Annotated in this window: 15 protein-coding genes; 7 read left to right on the top strand and 8 right to left on the bottom strand. The window is 70.7% G+C overall.

Annotation, left to right across the window (positions count from 1 at the left end; genetic code table 11):
* The 3 genes from AB0C25_RS00880 to AB0C25_RS00870 all read right to left on the bottom strand — a co-directional run.
* Nucleotides 1-6,481, bottom strand: a 6,481-nt coding sequence (locus tag AB0C25_RS00880; RefSeq protein ID WP_357368270.1) for a toxin glutamine deamidase domain-containing protein, incomplete at its 3' end; no start/stop codon positions are given.
* A gap of 153 nt (nt 6,482-6,634) precedes the next feature.
* A complete protein-coding gene (locus AB0C25_RS00875) occupies nt 6,635-6,979 on the bottom strand; it encodes a hypothetical protein (RefSeq protein WP_357368269.1) in 345 nt (114 codons plus the stop codon).
* Nucleotides 6,976-7,368, bottom strand: coding sequence for a YbaB/EbfC family nucleoid-associated protein (locus AB0C25_RS00870; protein ID WP_357368268.1), 393 nt, complete (start codon nt 7,366-7,368; stop codon nt 6,976-6,978). The genes AB0C25_RS00875 and AB0C25_RS00870 overlap by 4 nt, the downstream gene beginning before the upstream one ends.
* A 152-nt stretch (nt 7,369-7,520) precedes the next feature.
* On the opposite strand from AB0C25_RS00870, the gene mycP reads away from it, so the two are divergent.
* Entirely contained in the window at nt 7,521-8,816 is a 1,296-nt protein-coding gene (mycP, locus tag AB0C25_RS00865) for a type VII secretion-associated serine protease mycosin (protein WP_357368267.1), read from the top strand.
* A gap of 120 nt (nt 8,817-8,936) precedes the next feature.
* Here mycP and AB0C25_RS00860 read toward each other — a convergent pair whose 3' ends face one another.
* From AB0C25_RS00860 to eccB, 3 genes are all read right to left on the bottom strand, one after another.
* Nucleotides 8,937-9,224 carry a WXG100 family type VII secretion target gene (locus AB0C25_RS00860; RefSeq protein ID WP_357240941.1) on the bottom strand — a complete coding sequence of 96 codons (288 nt, stop codon included), beginning with the start codon at nt 9,222-9,224 and terminating at the stop codon, nt 8,937-8,939.
* Nucleotides 9,225-9,242: 18 nt separating this feature from the next.
* Nucleotides 9,243-9,572 (bottom strand): WXG100 family type VII secretion target, encoded by a 330-nt coding sequence (locus tag AB0C25_RS00855; RefSeq protein ID WP_357240938.1) that lies wholly within the window; start codon nt 9,570-9,572, stop codon nt 9,243-9,245.
* A gap of 162 nt (nt 9,573-9,734) precedes the next feature.
* Entirely contained in the window at nt 9,735-11,162 is a 1,428-nt protein-coding gene (gene eccB, locus AB0C25_RS00850) for a type VII secretion protein EccB (protein ID WP_357368266.1), read from the bottom strand.
* 137 nt (nt 11,163-11,299) lie between these two features.
* Here eccB and AB0C25_RS00845 point away from each other — a divergent pair, with 137 nt between their 5' ends.
* Nucleotides 11,300-12,040 carry an SUKH-3 domain-containing protein gene (locus AB0C25_RS00845; RefSeq protein ID WP_357368265.1) on the top strand — a complete coding sequence of 247 codons (741 nt, stop codon included), beginning with the start codon at nt 11,300-11,302 and terminating at the stop codon, nt 12,038-12,040.
* 169 nt (nt 12,041-12,209) lie between these two features.
* Here AB0C25_RS00845 and AB0C25_RS00840 read toward each other — a convergent pair whose 3' ends face one another.
* Entirely contained in the window at nt 12,210-12,374 is a 165-nt protein-coding gene (locus tag AB0C25_RS00840; protein WP_357368264.1) for a hypothetical protein, read from the bottom strand.
* A gap of 33 nt (nt 12,375-12,407) precedes the next feature.
* Here AB0C25_RS00840 and AB0C25_RS00835 point away from each other — a divergent pair, with 33 nt between their 5' ends.
* On the top strand, nt 12,408-13,154 hold the full coding sequence (locus AB0C25_RS00835; protein ID WP_357368263.1) for an SUKH-3 domain-containing protein: 747 nt from the start codon (nt 12,408-12,410) through the stop codon (nt 13,152-13,154).
* Between the two features lie 156 nt (nt 13,155-13,310).
* Complete coding sequence (locus AB0C25_RS00830; RefSeq protein ID WP_357368262.1) at nt 13,311-14,102, top strand: SUKH-3 domain-containing protein; 792 nt, start codon at nt 13,311-13,313, stop codon at nt 14,100-14,102.
* 78 nt (nt 14,103-14,180) lie between these two features.
* Here AB0C25_RS00830 and eccD read toward each other — a convergent pair whose 3' ends face one another.
* Nucleotides 14,181-15,569: a type VII secretion integral membrane protein EccD gene (gene eccD / locus AB0C25_RS00825; protein ID WP_357368261.1), complete on the bottom strand. Its 1,389-nt coding sequence runs from the start codon at nt 15,567-15,569 to the stop codon at nt 14,181-14,183.
* Between the two features lie 136 nt (nt 15,570-15,705).
* On the opposite strand from eccD, the gene eccCa reads away from it, so the two are divergent.
* The 3 genes from eccCa (at nt 15,706) to AB0C25_RS00810 (ending at nt 22,199) form a co-directional block, all read left to right on the top strand.
* The gene (eccCa, locus tag AB0C25_RS00820; RefSeq protein WP_357368260.1) at nt 15,706-19,662 is read left to right on the top strand and encodes a type VII secretion protein EccCa; all 3,957 of its coding nucleotides are present in this window, start codon (nt 15,706-15,708) and stop codon (nt 19,660-19,662) included.
* A 109-nt stretch (nt 19,663-19,771) separates the two neighbouring features.
* Nucleotides 19,772-20,389 carry a hypothetical protein gene (locus tag AB0C25_RS00815; protein ID WP_357368259.1) on the top strand — a complete coding sequence of 206 codons (618 nt, stop codon included), beginning with the start codon at nt 19,772-19,774 and terminating at the stop codon, nt 20,387-20,389.
* Nucleotides 20,390-20,423: 34 nt separating this feature from the next.
* A complete protein-coding gene (locus tag AB0C25_RS00810) occupies nt 20,424-22,199 on the top strand; it encodes a hypothetical protein (protein ID WP_357368258.1) in 1,776 nt (591 codons plus the stop codon).
* The last annotated feature ends 36 nt before the right edge of the window (nt 22,200-22,235 follow it).

The raw sequence follows: 22,235 nt of genomic DNA, 5'->3' as shown, positions 1-22,235 counted from the left end.
TGTCGACGGTAGGTGCGGTCGTGTCGGTTTCTGTGTCGACGGCCGGCGCGGTCGTGTCGGTGTCGGCGGCGGTTGGGGTCAGTCCGGCTGGGCCACTTTCGGCCACACCTGCCGGCCGGTTACCCGGCCCTCCCGGCGTGCCGCCGCGTACCGTTTCATCACCATTGGTGGCGGCAAGCTGGGATGGGCCGTCACCACTCCCGTCTCGTCGATGATGAAGACCCCCTGGCCCAGATGCCTGCCCTGCGCTCGTTGCTGTGGCGAGAGGGTCTCCTGTGCCGCCCAGCCGAACTCGAACGGGATCACCGCTACCGGGTTGCTGGTCCCCAGTAGGCGGGTTATCAGTTGCCTGGCTTCCTCTTTGGTCATCGCCATCGCTCGGCTCCACCTCCATCGACCATAGGTCGTACGTCCCATCAACGTAGTCTCCGGGCAGCACCTCCGAGATGGTGTCGCCGCTCTGCGGATCCCACCAGACCGGCCCGTCCGCACCCTCCGGAAACACGATCAGGAAGGCGTGTTGCGCGGCCCCGAGCACGTTGCCGTCTTCGTCGAGCGCGGGTTCACCGGTGTTCTCGTCGAATGCGAGCCACTCGACGACCACGACCGCCGCTGCCCCCGGGCCGGCGTCCCGAATCCGCTGGTAGAGCTCTGCGTACCGATCGGAAACTGCTGCAGCGCGTTCAGCGGGAGCCGACGGCATCGCGTCGCTGTCGCCGGTCCATTCGCCGCCGATCCAACTCTCCACCCGGCCGAAGCCGTCCAGCTCACCGGTCTCAGTGTCGAGGGAGCCATCTTCGAGCTGGTCCGGCCAGCGCGGAAGGGCCACCTGGGGATCGCCCAGGAAGCTGGCCAGCGCAGCCAACGCGCAATCGATGCAGTTGTTGCTCCGGCCAGGCTGGCCAGGCCCGCCGTCGTTGATCAGCTGGCCGTATGGGTGGACGGACGGATCCCTGAGGGTGGCGTACCCGTCGGGAGTCAACAGGCTGTCGGCGACATCGTCCTGGAATTGGGGATCCTCGAGCTGCGTCAGCTCGTCCGGCCCGAAACGCCTGGTGTCCGGCATCGGCCAGCCCCGCATGTCCGGGTAACCCTCGGCCTGGTCGTCCCCGGACAAATCTTCGACGGTCTGCTCGTCGGCCGTCTCCTCGGCCAACGCGTCGGCGGCCGGCGCATCGACGGTCAGGTCCCCTGGCGGCAGATCTCCGTCAACTCCGCTTCCGTCGGCAGCGGGACCGTCGTGAAGTGGGCCGTCTCCCTCTCGGCCGTGGCCCGGTCGACCTTCCGGCTGGTGTGGATCTCGTTCCAGTCCGTGTACAGGATCGCCACTGCCACGTCCGGGCTGTACTTCCACGTCCCGGTCCGCCGGTCCCAGCTGACCGCCTGCGTCCCCGTGGACGTCTCGGCCACCGCTATCACGTTGGCCGGTGGGCCCGTCGGTACGTCCGGCCTCATCACCAGGAAGTAGTTGAAGTTCATTTTCTCCATGTGTACCCCTCAAAAGGCCGACGTCCAGACCGGGCACGTCGGACCTGCTGAGGCCACGGTCGGTCAAGGATTCGTCGAATGTACGGCCCTGCTCAGCCAGCCAGTTCGTGTAGGCCCGGCGGACCCCGTCCTGGGCAGGCTTGGTAATCCACTTGGCGAAGCTGGTGTCCTTGGCCTCGCCCACCCGATCCTGCAGTGGCCGCATGCCACCAGGCAGTCGGCTCACCGACTGGTTGACGGCCAGAATGTCCAGGAACGCGTGCACCCGGTCGACCGCAGCAGCCCTGGGGTCTCGCACAATCGCGTACGACGTGTGCGTCTGCTTGCCCGCCGCCCAACTGCTAGCGGTGGGAAATTGCAGCTCGAAAGTCCGGCCGCCCGGCGCCTCTAGCGTGCAGTTCAATCCGAGATAACGGTTACCTGGGTGCCAGAAGTTTTTGGCGTCGGTGAGTCGATAGCCTTGGGCCTCCAATGCACCAAGTACGGCATCGACGCCCGCTCCGTAGGCGTCCGTCTCGGGGGCCTGGACGGAGAACCGGACGACGTCGTTCAACTGTGTGAGGGCGGTCGGAACGTCGAGGCCGAGCGGCTCAAACTCGGTAACGTACTTGCGCGCGAGCGACTCGGTGTCCTTGACCCGGTTGCCCTCGCCCACGGTCCGCAGTGCATTCTCGCCAGTCAGTCCGAGTTGCTCGTTCACCTCGGCGGCGACACCCTGCATATCGGCGAGGATCTGGTTGGCATCCTGCAGGGCAGCAGCGACGGCCTCGACCAACGTCGTCTGGTCGGCGTCGGACAACCCGCCCAGGTAGTCGCTGTCCGTCGTGCCCGTCTGGTCCGGCGCGACCGAGGGGTCGTTGGCGCTGATCTCGGAATTCGGATCCGCCGGTGCGGTGGAGTGCGGCGGCACCGGGTCTGGCCCAGCGGCCGTCGCGTCGGTGCCGGTCCGGTCGACTGCCGGCGTGATCGGGTCACCCTCGGCGTCGAGCGTGATCGACCAGACGTTGTCGACGACGGCGCTGTAGATCGGGTCCGTGTCGGAGACCGCTCCCGTCTGAGCGTCGACCCAGACGATCGTCCCCTCGTGGTTCACCGCGTTCCAGGTGTGCGCCCGGCCGTCGGCGTCAGTGGGTGTGGTGATGATGATGGCAGCCGAGCCGTGACCGGCCTCCCGCAGAGCAGCGGCGACGTCGGCCAACCCGGCCGGTCCGGTGCCACGGTGGCTGAATGGCGTGCGCAACGCCTGTTCCTGCCGGGCGGTGCTGTTGCTCTCGACGCTCCCCGGGTCCGCCACGGCCGCTGCCACTTCGGGCCGACCGAACCAGGTTGACAGGAAGGAGAGACCCGCGTCGGCGCAGTTCTGGGCCCGGCCGGAGACCGTTGGACCGCCGTCGTTGAGCAGGCGCGCCCATCTGCCCTGACGAGGGTCAGGGTGCACCTCGGGCCGGCCGGTGTCCGGGTTGCGGGGCACCGCATCGTCGAGTGTCTGCTGGTCGGCCGGGTCCGGCGGGACCAGGCCCTGGGGATCCCCGAACGGACGAGCGTCGCTCAGCGGCCGCCCGGTGCCCACCACTCCGGGGACCGGAGGCTGGTAGACCGTCGGCGATCGTTCCGGGTCCGTGATCGGCTCGACGTTGAGCCGCGGCAGGAAATCCGTGCAGGAACGGCACGGCGGACGATAGTGGCCCAGGTCGTACCGAACCCCGTTTTCGAATCCAAAATTGACCTGGTGCGTGACTATCTTGGCACCGCGAAGACCGTCCCTTGCGTACTGCGCGAAGCTGCCCGGCTCACCGGCCTCACGCCACTGCTGCTCAAGCTTGTAGAGCTGGTCGGAGACCAGGGCCACCTCAGCGCAGCTACCATGCCCTTTACCGATATTAGGGCCAAGTGCGGCCTTGACGAGATCTAGGGCAGCCTGAGCGAGCGGGTGCACCGCCGGCTCGGTGGCCGGCTTGGTGCTCTTGTCGGGCGTCATGCTGGTGTGGGTGGTGATGTCGCCGTTCGGCATCATCAGCGCGCCCGCCATGCCCGGCATCTTGCCCTTGGAGATCGTCTTGGCCTTGACGGCCGTCCGGACTGTCTCGGCCAACGTCCGGGACGCCTCGATGAGCATCCGTTCGGCGTCCGGGCCGCTTGGGTCACCGGGGACGGTGATCGGGTCGAGGTGCCAGCTGTAGGTGCCGTTTCCGGTCGGGCCCTTGGAGCGCTTCAGCGTCGCCGGGTCCACCGTCCCGGTGTTGGCATTTGGCGCGGTCGGAGTACCCGTGGTCGGGTCGGTGGTGCTGGTCGAACCCGGGACGACGATCACCACGCCGTCGCCAGGAGTCCGCTGGGCGGGAACCGGGTCGGTCGTCGCGTCGGTGTTGGCGTCCGGGTCGGTCGCCGGGTCGGTGCTGGCGTCCGGGTCGGCCGCCGGATCCGGCGTGCTCGACTGGTTGGCGTCACCGCTCGTCTCCGGAACAGCCGGCGCGGCGTCCGGCCGAGTCGAGCCATCCGGCGCGGCGTCCGGCCGAGTCGAGCCATCCGGCGCGGCGTCCGACCGAGTCGAGCCATCCGGCGCGGCGGCAACGTCCGTGGGCCCAACCCCGACGACCGGGGTACGCCCGTCGGGCCGTCCCGATGGACTGGTCTCGCTGGTGCCGGGCTGGTTGGTCTCCGCTTGCTGCACCGGTGTGCCCGGCTGGTTCGTCGTGCCCTGAGTGGTACTGCCGTCCGGCGCGGTGTTTGTCGTCGGGGCACCTGTCGGAGGCGTGGTGGCGGGGGTGAGCGAGATGGAGCCGGCGGAGTTCGCCACCGTCGGGTTGACCGTCGGCGTCGGGCGGCCGCTGGTCGGCTGGGTGTTGGTGCCAGTGTTGGTCGCCTGTGTGGTCTGGGGACCCGTCGTGGTCTGGCTGCTCGTGCCGGTGGCAGGCGCGTTCGTGGCAGGCGCGTTCGTGGCAGGCGCGTTCGTGGTGGCAGCCGGTTGCGCGGTCGTCGGTGCCGGCGACCCGGCTACGGCCGGGTTTGTGGCGGCGCCACCCGTGACCGGTGCCGACGGCACGGTGCCCGGTGCAGGTCCGGCGGCTGTGGGGTTGCCCACCGTCGTGCCGGGTACGACCGCGGGTGCCTGGTCGCTGGAGAGCGGGTCATTCGCGGAGTCTGACCTCGTGTCACCCGGTACGGAGCTGTCGGTGGTCCGCGACGGCGAGCTATCCACTGTCGAGCCCGACGAGGGTCCAGTGGAACTGCTCTCGTTGGTCGTGGACGAGTCGACCTGGGGGCCGCCGGTGGTCGAGGTGTCGGACCCTGCTCTGCCACCACCGGACGTGTCGCCGTCGACGCCACGAGCCGAGCTGCCGGAATCCACGCCTGCGTTCGTGTCCCCTGCGGGAGGAACAGCGGTTTCGGTTTCGGTATCGGTGCCCGGGGCTGCGCTGACGTCGGAGTCTGTCCCCGCACCGGAACTGACGTCGGCGGTGCCCTGGTCGGCAACCGGACCAGCGGCGGGCGCCTCGGCGGCGACCGGGGTGCCGGTGGCCGGCGAACCGGTGGTCGCGGCCGGATCGGTGCCCTGACCGGTGCCCGTGCCCGCCGGGTCGGACGTGTCCACGGCCGGCGGAGCGCCGGCATCGGCCGTTGGTGGGGCGAGTGAGATCGATCCGGACCCGGTGTTCGGCGCGTTGCTCGGACCGGCGTCGGCGCTTCCGTCGCCCTGGCTGCTGTCGCTCGAACCGCTGCCCGAACCCGAGCCGGACCCACTGCCCGAACCCGACCCATTCTCCGCACCCGACCCGCTGCCCGAACCCGAGCCGGACCCACTGCCCGAACCCGACCCGGAGCCACCCTCCGCACCCGACCCACTGCCCGAACCCGACCCACTCTCGGAACCACTGCCCGAGCCCGTGCCATTGCCCGTGCCGCCGAGGTTGCCGAGGTCCGCTTCGCCGACGGTCGGGTCTCCGGTGCCCGTGCCAGTCCCATTACCGGTGCCGATGCCGTTGCCCGTCGGGGCGTCGAGGTCGAAGCCGGCGTGCTTGTTGTGCCAATTCGCCAGGCCGGTACCGGCGTTGCTGGCCGCCAAGGTGGCACCGCCGCGACCGGCACCGCTGGTGAAGCCACCGAGGAACGCCTCGCCCCCGGGCATGCTCCACTGACCGGACATGGCGCCGTTGGCCAGGACGCTGGCTGCTGGTGAGATGACGGCGTTCTGCGCACCGGCCGCGAGCGAGTTACCGCCCCAGCGGACGACCCCGGCGCCACGGAAGTTCATCGCGGGCGGGCTGAACGAGATCGGCATCCGCGGCGCCACATTGTTGCGGGCGAAGCGGGTGCCGGCGTTCAGGCCGGTGCCGAGGACCGCGCCGAAGGCGCCGCCGACGCCCGCGGTGGCGGTGCGGCGGACGTCCCACTCCGTCCGCGTGCCGTTCTTCATCTGGTACGCCTGAGCGCCGATGTCGATGATGAGTTCCTCACCGACCTCCTCGGCGAGTTCGAGGGCGAACCGCTTCCCGGCGTTGCGCAGCGCCTCGCTGGTGACCCGCCGGGTGATCTGGGTGCCTGCGGTGCGCAGGGCAGCCTGCATCCCGGCGCGGGTGAGGAGTTGCCGGCCCATCTGTGCGATCAGCCGCCGGAACGCGATAGTCACGGCATGCCGCCCGGCGGCGAGGATGCCCGGGATCGCTCCGGCCGAGACCCCACCCAGCCAGGCCATCAGCAGCGCCACGAAGACCGCGATCACGGTGATGATCACGGCGATGAGGACTGTCAGTTTGGCGTACTCGATCTCCATGGCCGCGTTGTCGCAACCGCTGGCGAAGGCGGACGCGGCCTCCTGCATCAGCGGGAGGCCGGAGCCCGGATCGACGCCGATCTGGTTCCAGAGCTGCCCGAAGGCGCCGCCGGCGCCGCCACCCCAGTTCTGGAGGATCTTCATGGCGGCCGGGTCTGCGTCACCGAGGGCATCGCCGATCGCTTTGGCGAGGCCCTCCCACGCGTCGGCAAGCTCGCGCATGCGGTCCTCGTCGCCGGTCGGCCATGCCTCACCGGCACTGGCCCAGCAGACGGCGTCCCAGACCCACGTGTAATCGCCGAGCAAACCCCTGGGATTTGGTACCGCCACCCGCTCTGCCCCTCTGTCCTGATCAGGTCGATCGGAGGTCGGACGCTACTTGTCCTCGCCGCCGAACCACTTGTCGACCATGTCGTCGACCTCGACCGTGCCATCGACGGCGCTGAGGACGTCCGGCCCCAGCACCTTGATCAGGTCCACGATGGCCTTGCCCCCACTCAGGACGTTGGTGGCGGGGGCTTTGTCGCCACCCTCCAGGTAGTGCTTGTTGAAGCCTTGGCCGGGCTCATCGGTGCCCCAGGGGGCGGAGGCGTTCAGCGACGAGATGGTGGCCGCGTGCTGTGCCCAACGGCTGGCCAGTGTCGCGCCGGCGACACCGAGCCGCTGGGCACCGGCCCGGGCGGCGTCGGGCTTGAGGAAGGTCTCGTCTGCTTCGCTCATCGGTCGTCCTCCCGTGGAAGTTCGCTGTCCAGCTGACGGAAGATGCCGTCCAGGTCGTGGCCCATGTACGCCTGGAACTGGCTGTCCGGCACGAAGGGCCGCATCAGCTCTTCGACCTCGGTCATCGCCTTCTCGGTGGCCCTCCGGATCGTCTCCGTGACGGTGGCGGAGAGCTCCTTCGAGTTTGGCCGGCGGTAGATGCGCGGATCGAACTCCACCTTGACCACCTGACCACGCGGGCCGACCGTCACCGAGACGTAGCCATCCTCGGAGGTGACGGTCGCGTTCACTGCCTTGAGCCGTTGCTGAAGGTCACCCACGCCCGAGCGCATCCGCTCGAACTGGGCCATCAGCTCGTCGGCCCGAGCGCGCAGTCCTTGCGTGTCCATGGCGTCCTCCCCCTGCACGTCCACGTGCCGCCGCAACCCGCCAACGGCGTGACAGCTCGACCATACTGAATCGACGCGACATCGGGGATCCGGTAATCGTCCGAGGATCGTTACGATGCACCGGCGCCGTAGTGACGGGAGGTGAGCGCGGAATGGGTCTCGACCGTCGTACGTCCGCCGCTGCTCTGGTGGTGGCGCTGATGGGTTCGACAATCCTCGGCGCGCCGGCTCGGGCTGTCGCGGCACCGGCGATCTGCAAGAACCCGAGCGATCCGGGTCAGGTCATCAGCGAGACACCGTGGCACCAGCGGTGGCTCGCGCCGCAACGGGTGTGGCCGTTCAGTACCGGTTTCAACGTCAAGGTGGCCGTCATCGACTCCGGTACCGACGACAACCACCCGCAGTTGAGCGGCAGGGTGGCCACCGGCTTCGATGCCCTGCGTGGAACCCCCGGCGGCAACGTCGACTGTGTCTCGCACGGCACCGCGGTCGCCAGCCTCATCGCCGCCCGCCCGCAGAACGGCGTCGGCTTCCACGGCCTGGCCCCGGACGCCACGATCATCCCGATCCGGGTCAGCGAACGCGCCGGCAACGAGGGCGAGGAGGCCCGGGGTCAGAGTGTCTCCGCGGAGGTCTTCGCACAGGCCATCCGCGGGGCGGTCGACGACGGTGCCGCCGTGGTCAACATGTCCGTGACGCTCTACCGCCCCGAACCCGCCGTCGAGAGCGCGATCAGGTACGCGCGGGAGCACGACGTCGTGCTGGTCGCCGCCGCCGGCAACCTGCACCAGAACGGCGACCGTCCGGATCCGGTGCCCTACCCCGCCGCCTACGACGGTGTGATCGGGGTCGGCGCCATCGACCAGGAGGGCGTGCGGGTGAAGCAGTCGCAGGTCGGGCCGTACGTCGACCTCGTGGCCCCTGGTGGCGCGGTGGTGGCGGCGACCCGCCTCGCCGGCCACGCCGTCTGGAGCGGCACCAGCTTCGCAACCCCGCTGGTGAGCGCAACGGCCGCCCTGATCCGTGCTGCCGAACCTGGCCTGTCCGCGGAGGGGGTCAACCGCCGTCTCCTCGCGACGGTGGACCCGGCGCGTGGCGGCCCCGCGGAGGGCTACGGGCGTGGCTTGCTGAATCCGTACCGGGCGGTGACCGAACGGCTGACGAATGACGCGCCGGTTACCCAACCCCCGATGCCCGACCCGTCGTACGACGCGGCGGCGCAGGAGCGTTCGGAGCGGTGGAGCGTCTTCGGCCGGGTGGCCCTCTGGGTCGGGCTGCTGGTCGCAGTGCTCGCGCTCGCCATCGGCGCGATGGCCTCCCTGCTGCCGCGCGGACGTCGGTTGCGGTGGCGACCGACTCGGCCGGCGGCCCCGCCGCCTCCGGTCGGCGAGATCGACGAGCCCGAAGAGGCATTCTTCCGGGTGCCCACCTCGCTGCCCCGCGGCTGACGGCCCGCCCCGCCCGACCCTCATCGTCTCGGCAGCCCGTGGCCGGGGCTTCGGCACAGACGGCAGTGCGAACGACGATGGCCCGGCACGCGGCCGGGCCATCGTTACGTGCGGTCGGGCTCAGTCGCCGAACTTCGCCCGGTTGGCGGCCTCGCGGGCCTGCATCCTGGCCGCCGACTCGCGCAGCGTCTTCTCGATGCGCCCGAGCAGGTCGCGCAGGTCGTTTGCCGCCGCCTCCCAGTCGCTCTGCCGACGGAAGTACGCCTCGCGGGCGTCACCGTCCCAGGTCGCGAGCAGCGGCGCGATGCCCGACTTGAGACCTTCGAGCTCACCTGTCACATTCCGCACGGCACCGCCGCAGCTGTCCGCGGCAGCGTTCAGTGCACCGAAGTTGTAACGAATTTCCATTTCGGAACTCCTCCCCCGTCAGAGCTTGAGCGCTGCGGTGATCTGACCGGCGCTCGCGCCGGCAGAGGTCATCTCGGACCGGAGCTCGTCGTCGCTGACGTCGTAGTCCTTACCGGCGGACCCGACGGCCTCGGCGATCGCCCGCAGCGCCACGTTCAACCGGGCCATGTCCTCGTCGAACTTCGTCCGAACCTCCTGGAAGGAGCCGGCAGCGGCGCCCTTCCACTGGTCGTACAGCGGTGCGAGCTGGTCCATCAGCTGGTTCAGGTTACCGGTGAGCCGATCCGCGACGGCATCTACGTCGCCCTCGGTCTTCACCATCAAGCCGGTATCGGTACCCATCGACATGGTGAGTCACCCCCGTCCTCATCGATAGCCCCCCATCGTCGGGGGCAGCCTCTATTGTGGCGCTGACGCGCCATTGCTCTACGAACGGTAACGGGTCATGTCCAGCCCGCGCTAGGCCGGCCGCATTCAGACTCGCAATTACCTCCACTGTGGCAGCTTCGGTCACTCCGGGTCCAGTGCCCGCTTCGCGTTGGTCGGGTCGAGCGCCGGGCCGGCCGGAAGCCGGACGACCAGACTCGCGGGCAGTTCGACGGGCCGCGCGCCGCGGTAGCCGAGCATCTCCGACACCTCCTTCGATGCCAGCGGATACCGATAGCCCAGGTCGGTGACCAAGCTCAGGGTGCCCGTCGTGATCTCCGGTGACGCCATGGCGGCAACCAGGACGCCGTACCCCGGCTCGATGACCACCCGGTCGGCGAGCGGGATGCCGTCGCCGGTCTGCTCGGCGGTGCGTACCGGCTCCTTCACCGGCTGCACCTGCGCGTCCAGCAGCAGGGTCGGCTCATCCTGCCCCGGACGGTAGGCGGCGCAGATCGCCGGTTGATCACCGGTCAGCCGGGCGATGTCGGGGCGTTCGCCGGGTGCGCGGTGACGCCCCTCGGCCGGAGGCGGCGCCTTGGGGGCCGCCGCGGCGGCCCCGGCCCCGAGAGTCAGGGCCTGAGGAGCCGCCTCGCCCTGGTAGGACTTCCGCGTCTCCGGGTCCGCGAGCAGCACGTCTGCCTGCAGCGGCGTCAGCGGATGCAGCCGGTCGAGGTTGGCGAGGTAGTACTGACGGCTGCCGTTCTGACTCTGCACGACGAAGATCTGGCCGACCCGGGCGTCCCGCAGTGCGGTCGACGACTCGCCGCGGCCGGCCACGCCCTCCGAGCCGATCGGCTCACCGGCGGGCAACGCGTTCAGCCACGCCCCGCCGACCTCGACCACCGGTTCCGCGGTCATGGTCAGTCCTTCGAGGACGACCGCCTGGTTGCGGATCTCGTACCGGTGGTCGTGCCAGACCAGGTGCAACCGGTTGGTCGTGGTGTCCTTCACCAGTAGCGCCGTGTCGCCCATCTCGCGCCCACCGTTGGGTGCTCTACCGAGGGTGAGCACCGTCGTGGCCACGGTCCCACCCGCCTGGTCCCGGGCCGGCTGGGTGCAGAGCGTCCACGGGCCGGTGAGGATCCGTTTCGGGTCGGGCAGGGCGTCCGGTGCGTTCGGGATTCCGATCCGGGGCCCGCGCGGCGTGCCGACAAGTGAGTTGCGGGAGACGGAGATGGTGGGCACCGCCGACCCCATCGCCAGCAGCGCGGACGAGTAGTTGACCACCGGGTGCAGGCGACCGTCCCGGTAGACGTACCGCGTGCCGGTCTCCTTCTCCAGGATGACCGCCTCGGCCGACTTCCACTTGGTGGCGCCACCGGGGCGGAGCAACCCGTAGACGCCCACCGCGGCGAGGCAGAGCACCGCCACCATGACGCCCGCGAGGCCGGCGCCGCCGAGCCGCCGGAACGGCGCGGCCTCCGGATCAGGCTCGCGCGCCACGAGCGCGGACGTCATCCGCTGGACGAAGAACTGGTACGACTGGACCTGGTCCCGCCGTGACGGCATGGCACCTCCCCCTGGCGTACGGTCGGCACGGACAGGTGCCGGACCGCGGTGCCTACGATAGGCACCGCGTCGACCGCTGTGGTGCCGGCATCCGGCCGGGGCCGGTGACCAGGACGACCACGACGCGAGGAGTTCCGATGATCAGTCGTGACGAGGCACTGGTCCGAGCCCGGGAGTGGGCCGCCGTCGGCCACCCCGGCCCGCCGCCCGAGGTCGACATGTACGAGTTCGACCTCGGCTTCGTCGTCTCCCGCCGCGAACCCCGGCCGGAGCCCACGAACGGGCCACCCCGACCACCGTCGGCCACCGGACAACCCACAATCGTCATCGACCGGGAGACCGGCGAACTGTCCCAGTGGCCGCCACTGCCCGGGCCGGCAATCGCCGAACAGTACGCGCAACGCCGCGCCGCCGAGGGCCGCTTCCCGCCGGACGTCCGAGCGGTACTGGACAAGGCCGGCTGGTTCCCCGGCCGCGACATGACCGCCTCCGTCAGCCTGTGGCTGACCCGCTTCGCCGACGACCTCGCCGGCCTGGAGTTCTTCCCCGCCGCACGGGCCGCACTCGTCGAATTCGGCAGCCTGCATCTGCCCCAATTGGAGTGGCACGGCCAGCCGGGCTATACGAGCTATATACATCCCACCGACGGTGGCGTAGCAACCGACACGATCGCCGGCTTCATCGAGGAGTACGGGATTTCGGTCTTCCCGCTCGGCAACAACGCCGACGGACCCTCCGAACTCGTCATCGACGCCCAGGGGCGCGTCTTCCAACTGCACTGGGCCGACGACTTCTTCGTCGGCCCCGACATCGACACCGCGATCATCACGCTCATCCGAAGGGGTGAGACACCAGCAGTCTCCGACGTGACCCTGTAAGCCTGCGGCCATTGGCGTCAGCCGTTCAGCGCGCGCACGAAGGCGTACAGACCCAGCACACTGCATGCCACCTGCACCACGGCCAACTGCAGCAGGTTGCGGGGGTGTCCCCGAGGCGGGCCAGCCGGGGCGACGGGGCGCGGCGGCTGTGTGGAGTCCCCGGTCCCGATCACCAGGACGCTGCCGCCGAAGGCATGCGGCAGTCCGCCGCGGCGACCACGGCCCGGGGCTGGGAGTCGGCCATCGCCCGGGACAGCACGATCCCGACGAGCAGCAGCACCCCGGCGGCGTCGAGGGCGATCACGACGCCGAGCAGGTCGGGCTCGTCGGACATGACGACAGGACGACCACGACGCTAGGAGTTTCGATGATCAGTCGTGACGAGGCACTGGTCCGAGCCCGGGAGTGGGCCGCCGTCGGCCACCCCGGCCCGCCTCCGGAGGTCGACATGTACGAGTTCGACCTCGGCTTCGTCGTCTCCCGCCGCGAACCCCGGCCGGAGCCGACGAACGGCCCACCCCGACCACCGTCGGCCACCGGACAGCCCACAATCGTCATCGACCGGGAGACCGGCGAACTGTCCCAGTGGCCGCCACTGCCCGGGCCGGCAATCGCCGAACAGTACGCGCAGCGCCGCGCCGCCGAGGGCCGCTTCCCGCCCGACGTCCGAGCGGTACTGGACAAGGCCGGCTGGTACCCCGGCCGCGACATGACCGCCTCCGTCAACAACTGGCTGACCCGCTTCGCCGACGACCTCGCCGGCCTGGAGTTCTTCCCCGCCGCACGGGCCGCACTCGTCGAATTCGGCGGCCTACGCCTGCCCCAGTTCGGCGGAGACGGCGTTTCAGGAAGCGGCTTCGGAAGCGCCGTCCATCCCACCCAGGGCGGGGTGCTGGCCGATGGTTCCGAGATCTTCGCTGAGGAGTACGGGATTCCGGTCTTCCCGTTCGGCAACAACGCCGACGGACCCTCCGAACTCGTCATCGACGCCCAGGGGCGCGTCTTCCAACTGCACTGGGCCGACGACTTCTTCGTCGGCCCCGACATCGACACCGCGATCATCGCGCTCATCCGAGGAGGCGAGGCACCGGCAGTCTCTGACGTGACCCTGTGAGCCTGGTCAGCCGGGCGGTGGCCTGATAGACCAGCTCGCGCCGGGGCTGCGGCTCGTCGCGCAGCAGGTCCCGGCGGCGTCGAGGGCGATCACGACGCCGAGCAGGTCGGGCTCGTCGGACATGACGACAGGACGACCACGACGCTAGGAGTTTCGATGATCAGTCGTGACGAGGCACTGGTCCGAGCCCGGGAGTGGGCCGCCGTCGGCCACCCCGGCCCGCCGCCCGAGGTCGACATGTACGAGTTCGACCTCGGCTTCGTCGTCTCCCGCCGCGAACCCCGGCCGGAGCCGACGAACGGCCCACCCCGACCACCGTCGGCCACCGGACAACCCACAATCGTCATCGACCGGGAGACCGGCGAGCTGTCCGAGTGCCCTTCGCTGGCCGGTGCGTCAATCGCCAAGCGGTACGCGCAGCGCCGCGCCGCCGAGGGCCGCTTCCCGCCGGACGTCCGAGAGGTGCTGGACAAGGCCGGCTGGTTCCCCGGCCGCGACATGACCGCCGCCGTCGACCTGTGGCTGACCCACTTCGCCGACGACCTCGCCGGCCTGGAGTTCTTCCCCGCCGCACGGGCCGCTCTCGTCGAATTCGGCGGCCTACGCCTGCCCCAGTTCGGCGGATTCGGCGAGCCAGAAGAGGGCTACTGGAGCTACATCCACCCGACCGGCGGCGGAATGCTCGCCGAGGACGCCCTCGTCTTCACCGAGGAGTTCGACAACCCGGTCTTTCCGCTCGGCAACAATGCCGACGGACCCTCCGAACTCGTCATCGACGCCCAGGGGCGGGTCTTCAAGCTGCACTGGGCCGACGACTTCTTCGTTGGCCCCGACATCGACTCCGCGATCGTCAAGCTCGTCCGCGGTGGCCAGATGCCAGAGGCAAGCGACCTCACCTGGGACGAGCCGGCGCCCATGCCCGAGTGGTACTCAGAGCGCCAGCCCTGATCGAGGAGAGCCGGGTGACCGTCGGACGGCACGCGCAGCGCCGCGTGGACGACCTCTTCGTCGGCGCCGACGTTGGCGTCAGCCGTTCAGTGCTCGCATGAACGCGTACAGGCCCAGCACACTGCATGCCACCGGCACCACGGCCAACTGCAGCAGGATGTCGAGGGTGTCCCCGAGACGGGCCAGCCGGGGCGACGGGGCACGGCGGCTGTAGGCGAGCCCGGCGCTGACCGAGATCCCGGCCGCGACCACCGCCACCGGAAGCACGGCCAGCACGCGTAGCCCGGTCCCGGCGTCGGCCGCACCGACCAGGGGCAGCAGGGCCAACCCCACCAGCCCTCCGGCGAGCAGCGGCACGCGGTGCCGCACGGTCGGCACCAGCCGGGCCCGCAGCAGGTGACCGAGCGCGACCACACCGGCCAGCAGCAGGGCGGCGACCGAGCCGTGGGCGGTCAGCACGATCAGGCAGCCGACGGTGACCAGGAACGAGCCGAAGATCATGCCGGTGAGGACCTCGTCGGCCCGGGCGGTGGCCTGATAGACCAGCTCGCGCCGGGGCTGCGGCTCGTCGCGCAGCAGGTCCTCGGCGGTGCGCGGCAGCGCCGGCATCGGCATCTTGCCGAGCCGTACGGCGAGCAGCGGCATCGCCGGCAGCAGCAGGGTCACCGCGCTGACCATGATCGCCGCGCCCTGCGCCGCGTCCATCGTGCCGAGGGCGAAGAGGCCGCCGAGCATGCCCCAGAAACCTGCGAAGACCGCCGCGACGAAGACCCGGGTCGCGTCGCCCACCCCGAGGAATCCGAGCAGGCCGGTGAGGAACAGGATGGCGGAGCCGAGCAGCACGTGCGGGGCGCCGAGCGCCCAGACGGACTCCCCGGTCCCGATCACCAGGACGCCACCGACGAAGGCGTACGGCAGGCCGGCCGCGGCGACCACGGCCCCCGCGAGGGAGTCGGCCATCGCCCGGGACAGCACGATCCCGACCAGCAGCAGCACCCCGGCGGTGCCGAGGGCGATCACGCCACCGAGCAGGCCGGGCTCGTCGGACGTGACGATGACGACCAGGCCGAGCAGCAGCAGCACACCGGCGACGATCAGGCCCGTCAGCCGGGTCGCGGGCGGGCTCCAGGCCACCCCGCGTCGGCGGGCGCCGGCGGCGACGGCCTCCATCAGATCGTCGTACGCCAGCTCCGGCCAGTCGGTGCGGCGCGGCACGAGATGCAGCGTCTCGCCGTCCCGGACGTTCTGCGCGGCGAGCGTACGATTGAGGTCCACAGTGGTGCCATCGGTACGGCGCAGCATCCAGCCACCGTGTGCCGTCCCGTCCGACGGATGCTCATCCGCCTGCCGCAGCACGGCGGGGAGCAGCCCGACCAGCGGCAGATGCTCGGGTAGAGCGAGATCAAGCCGCCGGTTGGGGGCGACGACGGCGATGCGCGCGAGTCCGGTTCCGGCCTGGGTGACCACTGACGACCCCTCGAACGAGGAGCGGGCCGACGTGGCCCGCGGCTGTCATGACGAGAGAAGGCTACCTACCATGTGCCATGGCGCGGGCGCCGGTTCGGCCCGGTCGGGTCCGGACCCCAGCGGGGAGGTCTGATAGGTGAGCACGGTCGTCGTGAAACGCCCGGCCCGACAGCCGGAGCCGGAGTACCCGTCCGGCGAGGTCCTGCTGGAGGCACCACCTGAGGTACCCGCGCCCAGCGGGCGCGCCTGGGGCCAGATGATGATGATGCTGCCGATGCTCGCCGGTTCGTTCGCGATGGCGCTGATGTTCGCCGGCCGAGGCGGCAGCACCCTCGGTTACGTCACCGGAGGCCTCTTCGGCCTCTCCGCGATCGGCATGCTCGGCTCCCAGCTCACCAACAACTCCGGCGGTCCGACCAAGCAGGAGATGCTGCAGAAGCGACGCGAGTACATGACGCACCTGTCGCGGCAGCGCCGGCGAGTGCTCAAGACGGTCCAGAAGCAGCGGGAGGCGGCGTTCTACCGGCACCCGGACCCGGACGCGCTGTGGTCGGTCCCGCTCGGGCCACGGCTGTGGGAGCGCCGGCGCGGCGACGTGGACTTCGCGACCGTACGCATCGGTCTCGGCCCGCAGGAGCTGGCCACACCGTTGGTTCCGCCGCCCGCGACGTCGCTGGAGAAGCTGGAGCCGATGTGCGCGCTAGCGTTGCGTCGCTTCCTCACCACGTACGGCGAGGTGCCGGATCTGCCGGTGACGATGGCGCTCAACGGGTTCGCCCGGGTCCACCTGCGCGGCGACGACGAGGCGGTCCGAGGACTCGTCCGGGCGGTGCTGGCCCAGGCCACCGCGTTCCACGCGCCGGACGACATGCTCGTCGCGGTCTGCGTCACCGCCGAGCGGCGGGGCGCGTGGGAGTGGACGAAGTGGCTGCCGCACGCGCTGCACCCGAGCCGCACCGACGCGCTCGGTCAGCTTCGGCTGGTCGCGCCCTCGGTCACCGGGCTGGAGGCGATGCTCGACGACGTGCTGGCCAGCCGGCCCCGGTTCAACTCGTCCGGCGGGTCGCCCCAGTCGAGCGGGCCGCATCTCCTGGTCGTCATCGACGGCGGCGACACGGCGGGGTCGGACCACCTGATGACCGAGGGTGGTGTGGAGGGCGTCACCCTGCTCGACCTCTCCAACCCGGCGCCGCGGGTGCTGGACCGGGCTCGGCTCGTGCTGGAGGTGGGCGCTGACGGCCAGTTGCACAGCACCACCGTGGATGGTCAGGCCGACATCGGGCGGGCCGACGTTTGCCGGGTCGCGGAGATCGAGGCGCTCGCCATGCAGCTGGCCCCGCTGCGTCTCTCGGCCGCGTCCCGCGGCGGCGACGCCCCGCTCACCAGCGAGCTGGGCCTGGCCGAACTGCTCAACATCGGCGACCCGTACGAGTTCGACATGGAGCTGGCCTGGCAGCCGCGGCCCAACCGGGACCGGCTGCGGGTGCCGATCGGGGTGGGCGTCGACGGGATCCCGGTCGAGTTGGACCTCAAGGAGTCCGCGCAGGACGGCATGGGGCCGCATGGCCTGCTCATCGGTGCCACCGGTTCCGGCAAGTCCGAGCTGCTGCGCACGCTGGTGCTGGCGCTCGCCGTCACGCACAGCTCGGAGAGCCTGAACCTCGTCCTGATCGACTTCAAGGGTGGTGCGACCTTCACCCGGCTGGACGCCCTGCCGCACACCAGCGCGGTGATCACCAACCTGGCCGACGAGCTGCCGCTCGTCGACCGGATGACCGACTCGATCAACGGTGAGCTGGTGCGTCGCCAGGAGCTGCTGCGCTCGGCCGGCAACTACGCCTCCCAGCGCGACTACGAGAAGGCCCGAGCCGCGGGTGCTCCACTGGCGCCACTGCCGAGCCTGCTCATCATCTGCGACGAGTTCTCCGAGCTGCTCACCGCCAAACCTGACTTCATTGACATGTTCGTGCAGATCGGTCGGGTCGGCCGGTCGCTCGGCGTACACCTGTTGTTGGCCTCGCAGCGGTTGGAGGAGGGCCGGCTGCGCGGTCTGGACACCCACCTGTCGTACCGGATCGGTCTGCGGACCTTCTCGGCGATGGAGAGCCGGGTGGTGCTCGGTGCCACCGACGCGTACGAGTTGCCCCGTTCCCCGGGCCACGGCTACCTGCGCTTCGGCATGGAACCACTGATCCGCTTCAAGGCCGCGTACGTCTCCGGCACCTACCGCAGCAAGACGGCCGAGGCGGTCGCCGCCGGCGACGGCGAGGAGCGGGTGCGGGAATACAGCACCGCCTACGTCGCGCCGCCGGTGACCCGTAAGGCCCAGGAGACGACGCCGGATCCGGTCGACACGGGCGGCGACAGTGTGCTGGACATCCTGGTCGGCCGGCTCGCCGGCCGGGGCGCACCGGCCCACCAGGTGTGGCTGCCCCCGCTGTCGGATCCGCCGACGCTGGATCAGCTGCTGCCGCCGCTGACCGCCGACCCCGCCCGGGGTGTGACGGTGGCGCACGCCGGCCTGGTGGGCGAGTTGCAGGTGGCCGTCGGCATCGTCGACAAGCCGTTCGAACAGCGGCGGGACGTGCTCTGGTTCGACCTGGCAGGTTCGGCCGGCCACGCGGTGATCGTGGGCGGTCCGCAGAGTGGCAAGAGCACCGTGCTGCGCACGATCGTCACGTCGCTGGCGCTGACCCACACGCCGCGGGAGGCGCAGGTCTACTGCCTCGACCTGACCAGCAACGCGCTCTCCTCGCTACGTGACCTGCCGCAGGTCGGCGCGGTGGCGACCCGCCTCGATGCCAGCCTGGTCCGCCGTACCGTCGCCGAGCTGCAACTGCTGATGGGCGAGCGGGAGCGGCGGTTCGGCGAGCGCGGGGTCGACTCGATGGCCGCGTACCGGCGGGCCCGTCGGCACGGCCAGCACAACGACGACCCGTTCGGCGACGTCTTCCTTGTCATCGACGGCTGGTCCAGCATCCGGTCCGAGTTCGAAGATCTTGAGCCGACCATCAACGACATCGCCAACCGCGGTCTGTCCTTCGGCGTCCACCTGATCGTCACCGCGGGTCGCTGGATGGACCTGCGCCCCGCCGTGCGGGACGTCTTCGGCACCCGGCTCGAGCTCTGGTTGTCCGACGCGGGCGACTCCGCCCTGGACCGTCGGGCCGCGATGAACGTGCCGGAGAAGTCTCCCGGCCGAGGCATCACCGCCGATGGGCACCAGTTCCTCGCCGCCCTGCCCCGCACCGACGGCGCGCAGGAGGCAGACACCCTGCCCGAGGGGTCCCGCAAGCTGGTCAACGACCTGGCCGGCGCCTGGCAGGGGCCGGGCGCGCCGCCGATCCGCCAACTCCCGCCGGTGGTCCCGCACGGCAGCCTGCCGGCCACCGGTCGTCCCGGGGTGCCGGTCGGCATCGCCGAGGTGGACCTCCAACCGGTGCACCTGGACTTCGCCGCCGACCCGCACTTCCTGCTCTTCGGCGACAGCGAGTCCGGCAAGAGCACCTTCCTGCGGGCGCTGGCACAGACGATCGTCGACCGCAACGAGCTGACCGAGGCCCGGCTGGTCATCGTCGACTACCGGCGCAGCATGCTCGGCGACATCACCAGCCCGCACCTGATCGGGTACGGCTCGTCGGCCCAGATCACCGAGAAGATCATCGCCGAGGTCGCCGCGGTGATGCGGGACCGGCTGCCCCCCAACGACGTGAAGCCGGACCAGCTGCGGGCCCGCAGTTGGTGGAAGGGGCCGGACCTCTACGTCCTGGTCGACGACTACGACCTGGTGGCGAGCGCGGGCAGCAACCCGCTGACCCCGCTGCTCGAATACCTGCCCCAGGCCCGGGACATCGGCCTGCACCTGATCATCGCCCGCCGCACCGGCGGGGCGAGCCGGGCGCTGTACGAGCCGGTGCTGATGCGGATGCGGGAGATCAGCACGCCGGGCATCGTGATGTCCGGTAACCGGGACGAGGGCGTTCTGCTCGGCACCGTCCGCCCCGGGCCGCTGCCACCCGGCCGAGGTTGGCTGGTCACGCGGCGGGAGGGCACCCGCCTCGTGCAGTTGGTGAACCTGCCGTCGCGAGCCTGACCACACTACGGGGTTGCCCGATGACGCTACCCTCGGCCAGAGTGGACTGTGAATGTCGCGGCTCGGGACACAGCCGCGGTGTCGGCATGTGGACGAAACGGGGAGACAGATGGGCGACGAGTGGCTCGTCGGCGAGAACATCGACGTCGACATCCAGCAGCTGATCAACTTTGCCGAGGCCATTGAGAAAGAGCTGAACGAGCATTTCAAGCCCAGCTTCGAGAACGGCGTACGCCCCATGCTCACCGTGCAGGCGCCGTTCGGCGCGGGTGGGATGAAGGAGGGCGCGTTCTTCCGTGTCCGGCACGACGACAGTCGCGTGGCGGTGGGGAAGATGCTCGGTGACGCGATGAAGGGTCTGGTGTCGCTGCAGATGGCTGCCATGTCAATCGCCAGCGAATACCGCACCGGAGACGCGTTGGCCCAGGCCGACACGGACGACATCTACAACGCCTTCACCGCCGTCGATGGTCAGAAGACGCTCGACGACCTCTGGCGGCAGGGCGACGACAAGAAGACCTCGGACCCGGCGAAGGCGATCCCGCCGGAGGTCCTGGATCCGGAGGCCTACTTCGCCCCGGAAGCCAACAACAGTCAGGATCCGGAGGCGACGCCGGAAATCGACAAGTCGGAGACCATCGGCGAGGGCACCGGCGCCTATACGGTCCATGGCGACAACGAGCAGATGTACGGCGACCAGGTGGCCCGCCCGGACCTGCGGTCCTGATGGTGGGCGGGGAACGGGACGCGGAGGAGCGGGGATGAGCGACAACTACTACGGATGGACGCCGACCTACACCCCGGGTTACACGGGCGTTTCGGACGACTACGCCGCCGAGCGGGCCGCCGGGGCCGCACCATATGATCCCACATCCTGGGACGCGCTCACTATCGAGGAAATGTGGGAGCAGGCCCGCAAGGAGAGCGACGAGCGCACCCGCGGCCTCGTCGAGACCTGGCGGCGGACAAGCGTTCTGCTGCAGACCACGCGGGAGAGCCTCAAGCGGCACGCCGACGCGCTGGACGCCAAGTGGCGGTCGCCGGCGGGCCGGGTCTTCATGGGCAAGGTCGGCGCGGCCCTCCACTCGCTTGACGAGTGGAAGGAGGTCGCCGACAAGACGGCCAGCGGTCTGGATCAGATCGCTGGCAAGATCGAGACGACGCAGACCGAGATGCGCAAGCTCTGGCTGGAATACAAGGCCGAACAGGAGAACCAAGCCCGGCTGCGCAAGGAGGATGCCGACACCACCTCACTGGGCGACATCGCCGGCTGGAACAACCCCAAGACGGTCTCCGACGTGCAGAAAGATTTCCACGAGCGGGCGAAGAACATCGTCAAGCCGCTCGCGGATCTCTACATCGACGTCTACATCTCGCACATCACCCGCGGCGGCACCTACAAGGGGCCGACGAACGCGGTTGTTGCCGTTCCGGGCACGATCCCGCGGCCGTCTCGCCCGAAGGGACCGGTCGGGCCGGGCCCGGCGGCAGTCAACATGACCGCTGATGGGCGGATCCGGCCGGACGCGCCCAACCGGCCCGACGCGCCCAACCGGCCCGACGCGCCGAACCGGCCCGACGTGACAGCCCTGCCGACCCCAACGCCTCCGCCGGACGGCCTACCTGACGGTGTGGGGCTCGCCGGCACCATTACCGCCCCTCCCGCGCCACCCGGGCCGCCGCCCGTGGCGCCGCCGGTCACCGGCACGCCAGGAGTCCCGCCCCCGCCGACGCCGGTGCTGCCGGGCGGCCTGGGCGGTCCGCGTCCGAACGCGCCGAACATCGCCGGTCGGCCCGGCACCCCCCGCACCACGCTGCCGGGAGCCGGCGGTCCCACCCCGGGCACCCGCGGCCCGTCACCGAGCCGACCCACCCTGCCCGGCGCCAGCAACCCCGGCGGAAGCCCGCCCAGGCGCGGCGGTGCGCCTGGGCGGCCCACCCTGCCCGGCGGTGGCGGCAGCCCGGGTGGGAGCCCGGGGAAGGGCGCGGCACCGAACCGACCCACCCTGCCCGGCAACACCGGTTCTGGCCGGCCGGGCGGATCCCGTCCCGGCGCGCCGGGGCTCGGTAACCGGTCGGCCCCGCCGGCCAGTCCGCGCCTGCCGGGCAGCACCGCCGGTCCCCAGCGCACAGGAGGCACTCCGGGCCGACCGGCGTCGCCACCGCCGAGCCTCGGCGGCCAGCGCGGCGGCTCTCCGGGTGCGGCTCGTCCGGCCACGCCGAGCACCGGCGGCACTCGTGCCGGTGGTGGCCCGCTCACCCCCGGCAAGGGCGCCCGTCCGGATCTCACCGGTCGCGGCACGGCACGCCCGGCTCCCACCACCGGGCCGGCGCCGTCGCTCGGCGGTCGGCGGGGTGGCCCGGCCGTCCCTGGCCCCCGCCCCGGGGCGCGCCGGGCAGAGGACGAGCAGGAAACCTGGGAGTACGGCGAGGGCGACGACGAGCTCTGGACCACCGACTCGGCCGCAGTCGGCACCATCGAGGCACCGACCGAGCACCGACCGCAGCAGCAGGGCAAGGCGCTCGGTCAGGGTTGATACACGGGCGGGCCGGTCACCACACCATGGGTGGCC

This window comes from Micromonospora sp. NPDC048839 (assembly GCF_040649915.1).
Classification (GTDB): Bacteria; Actinomycetota; Actinomycetes; order Mycobacteriales; family Micromonosporaceae; genus Micromonospora.
The sequence above is the reverse complement of the archived record's forward strand: the minus strand, read 5'-3'. Positions and strand labels throughout refer to the sequence as shown.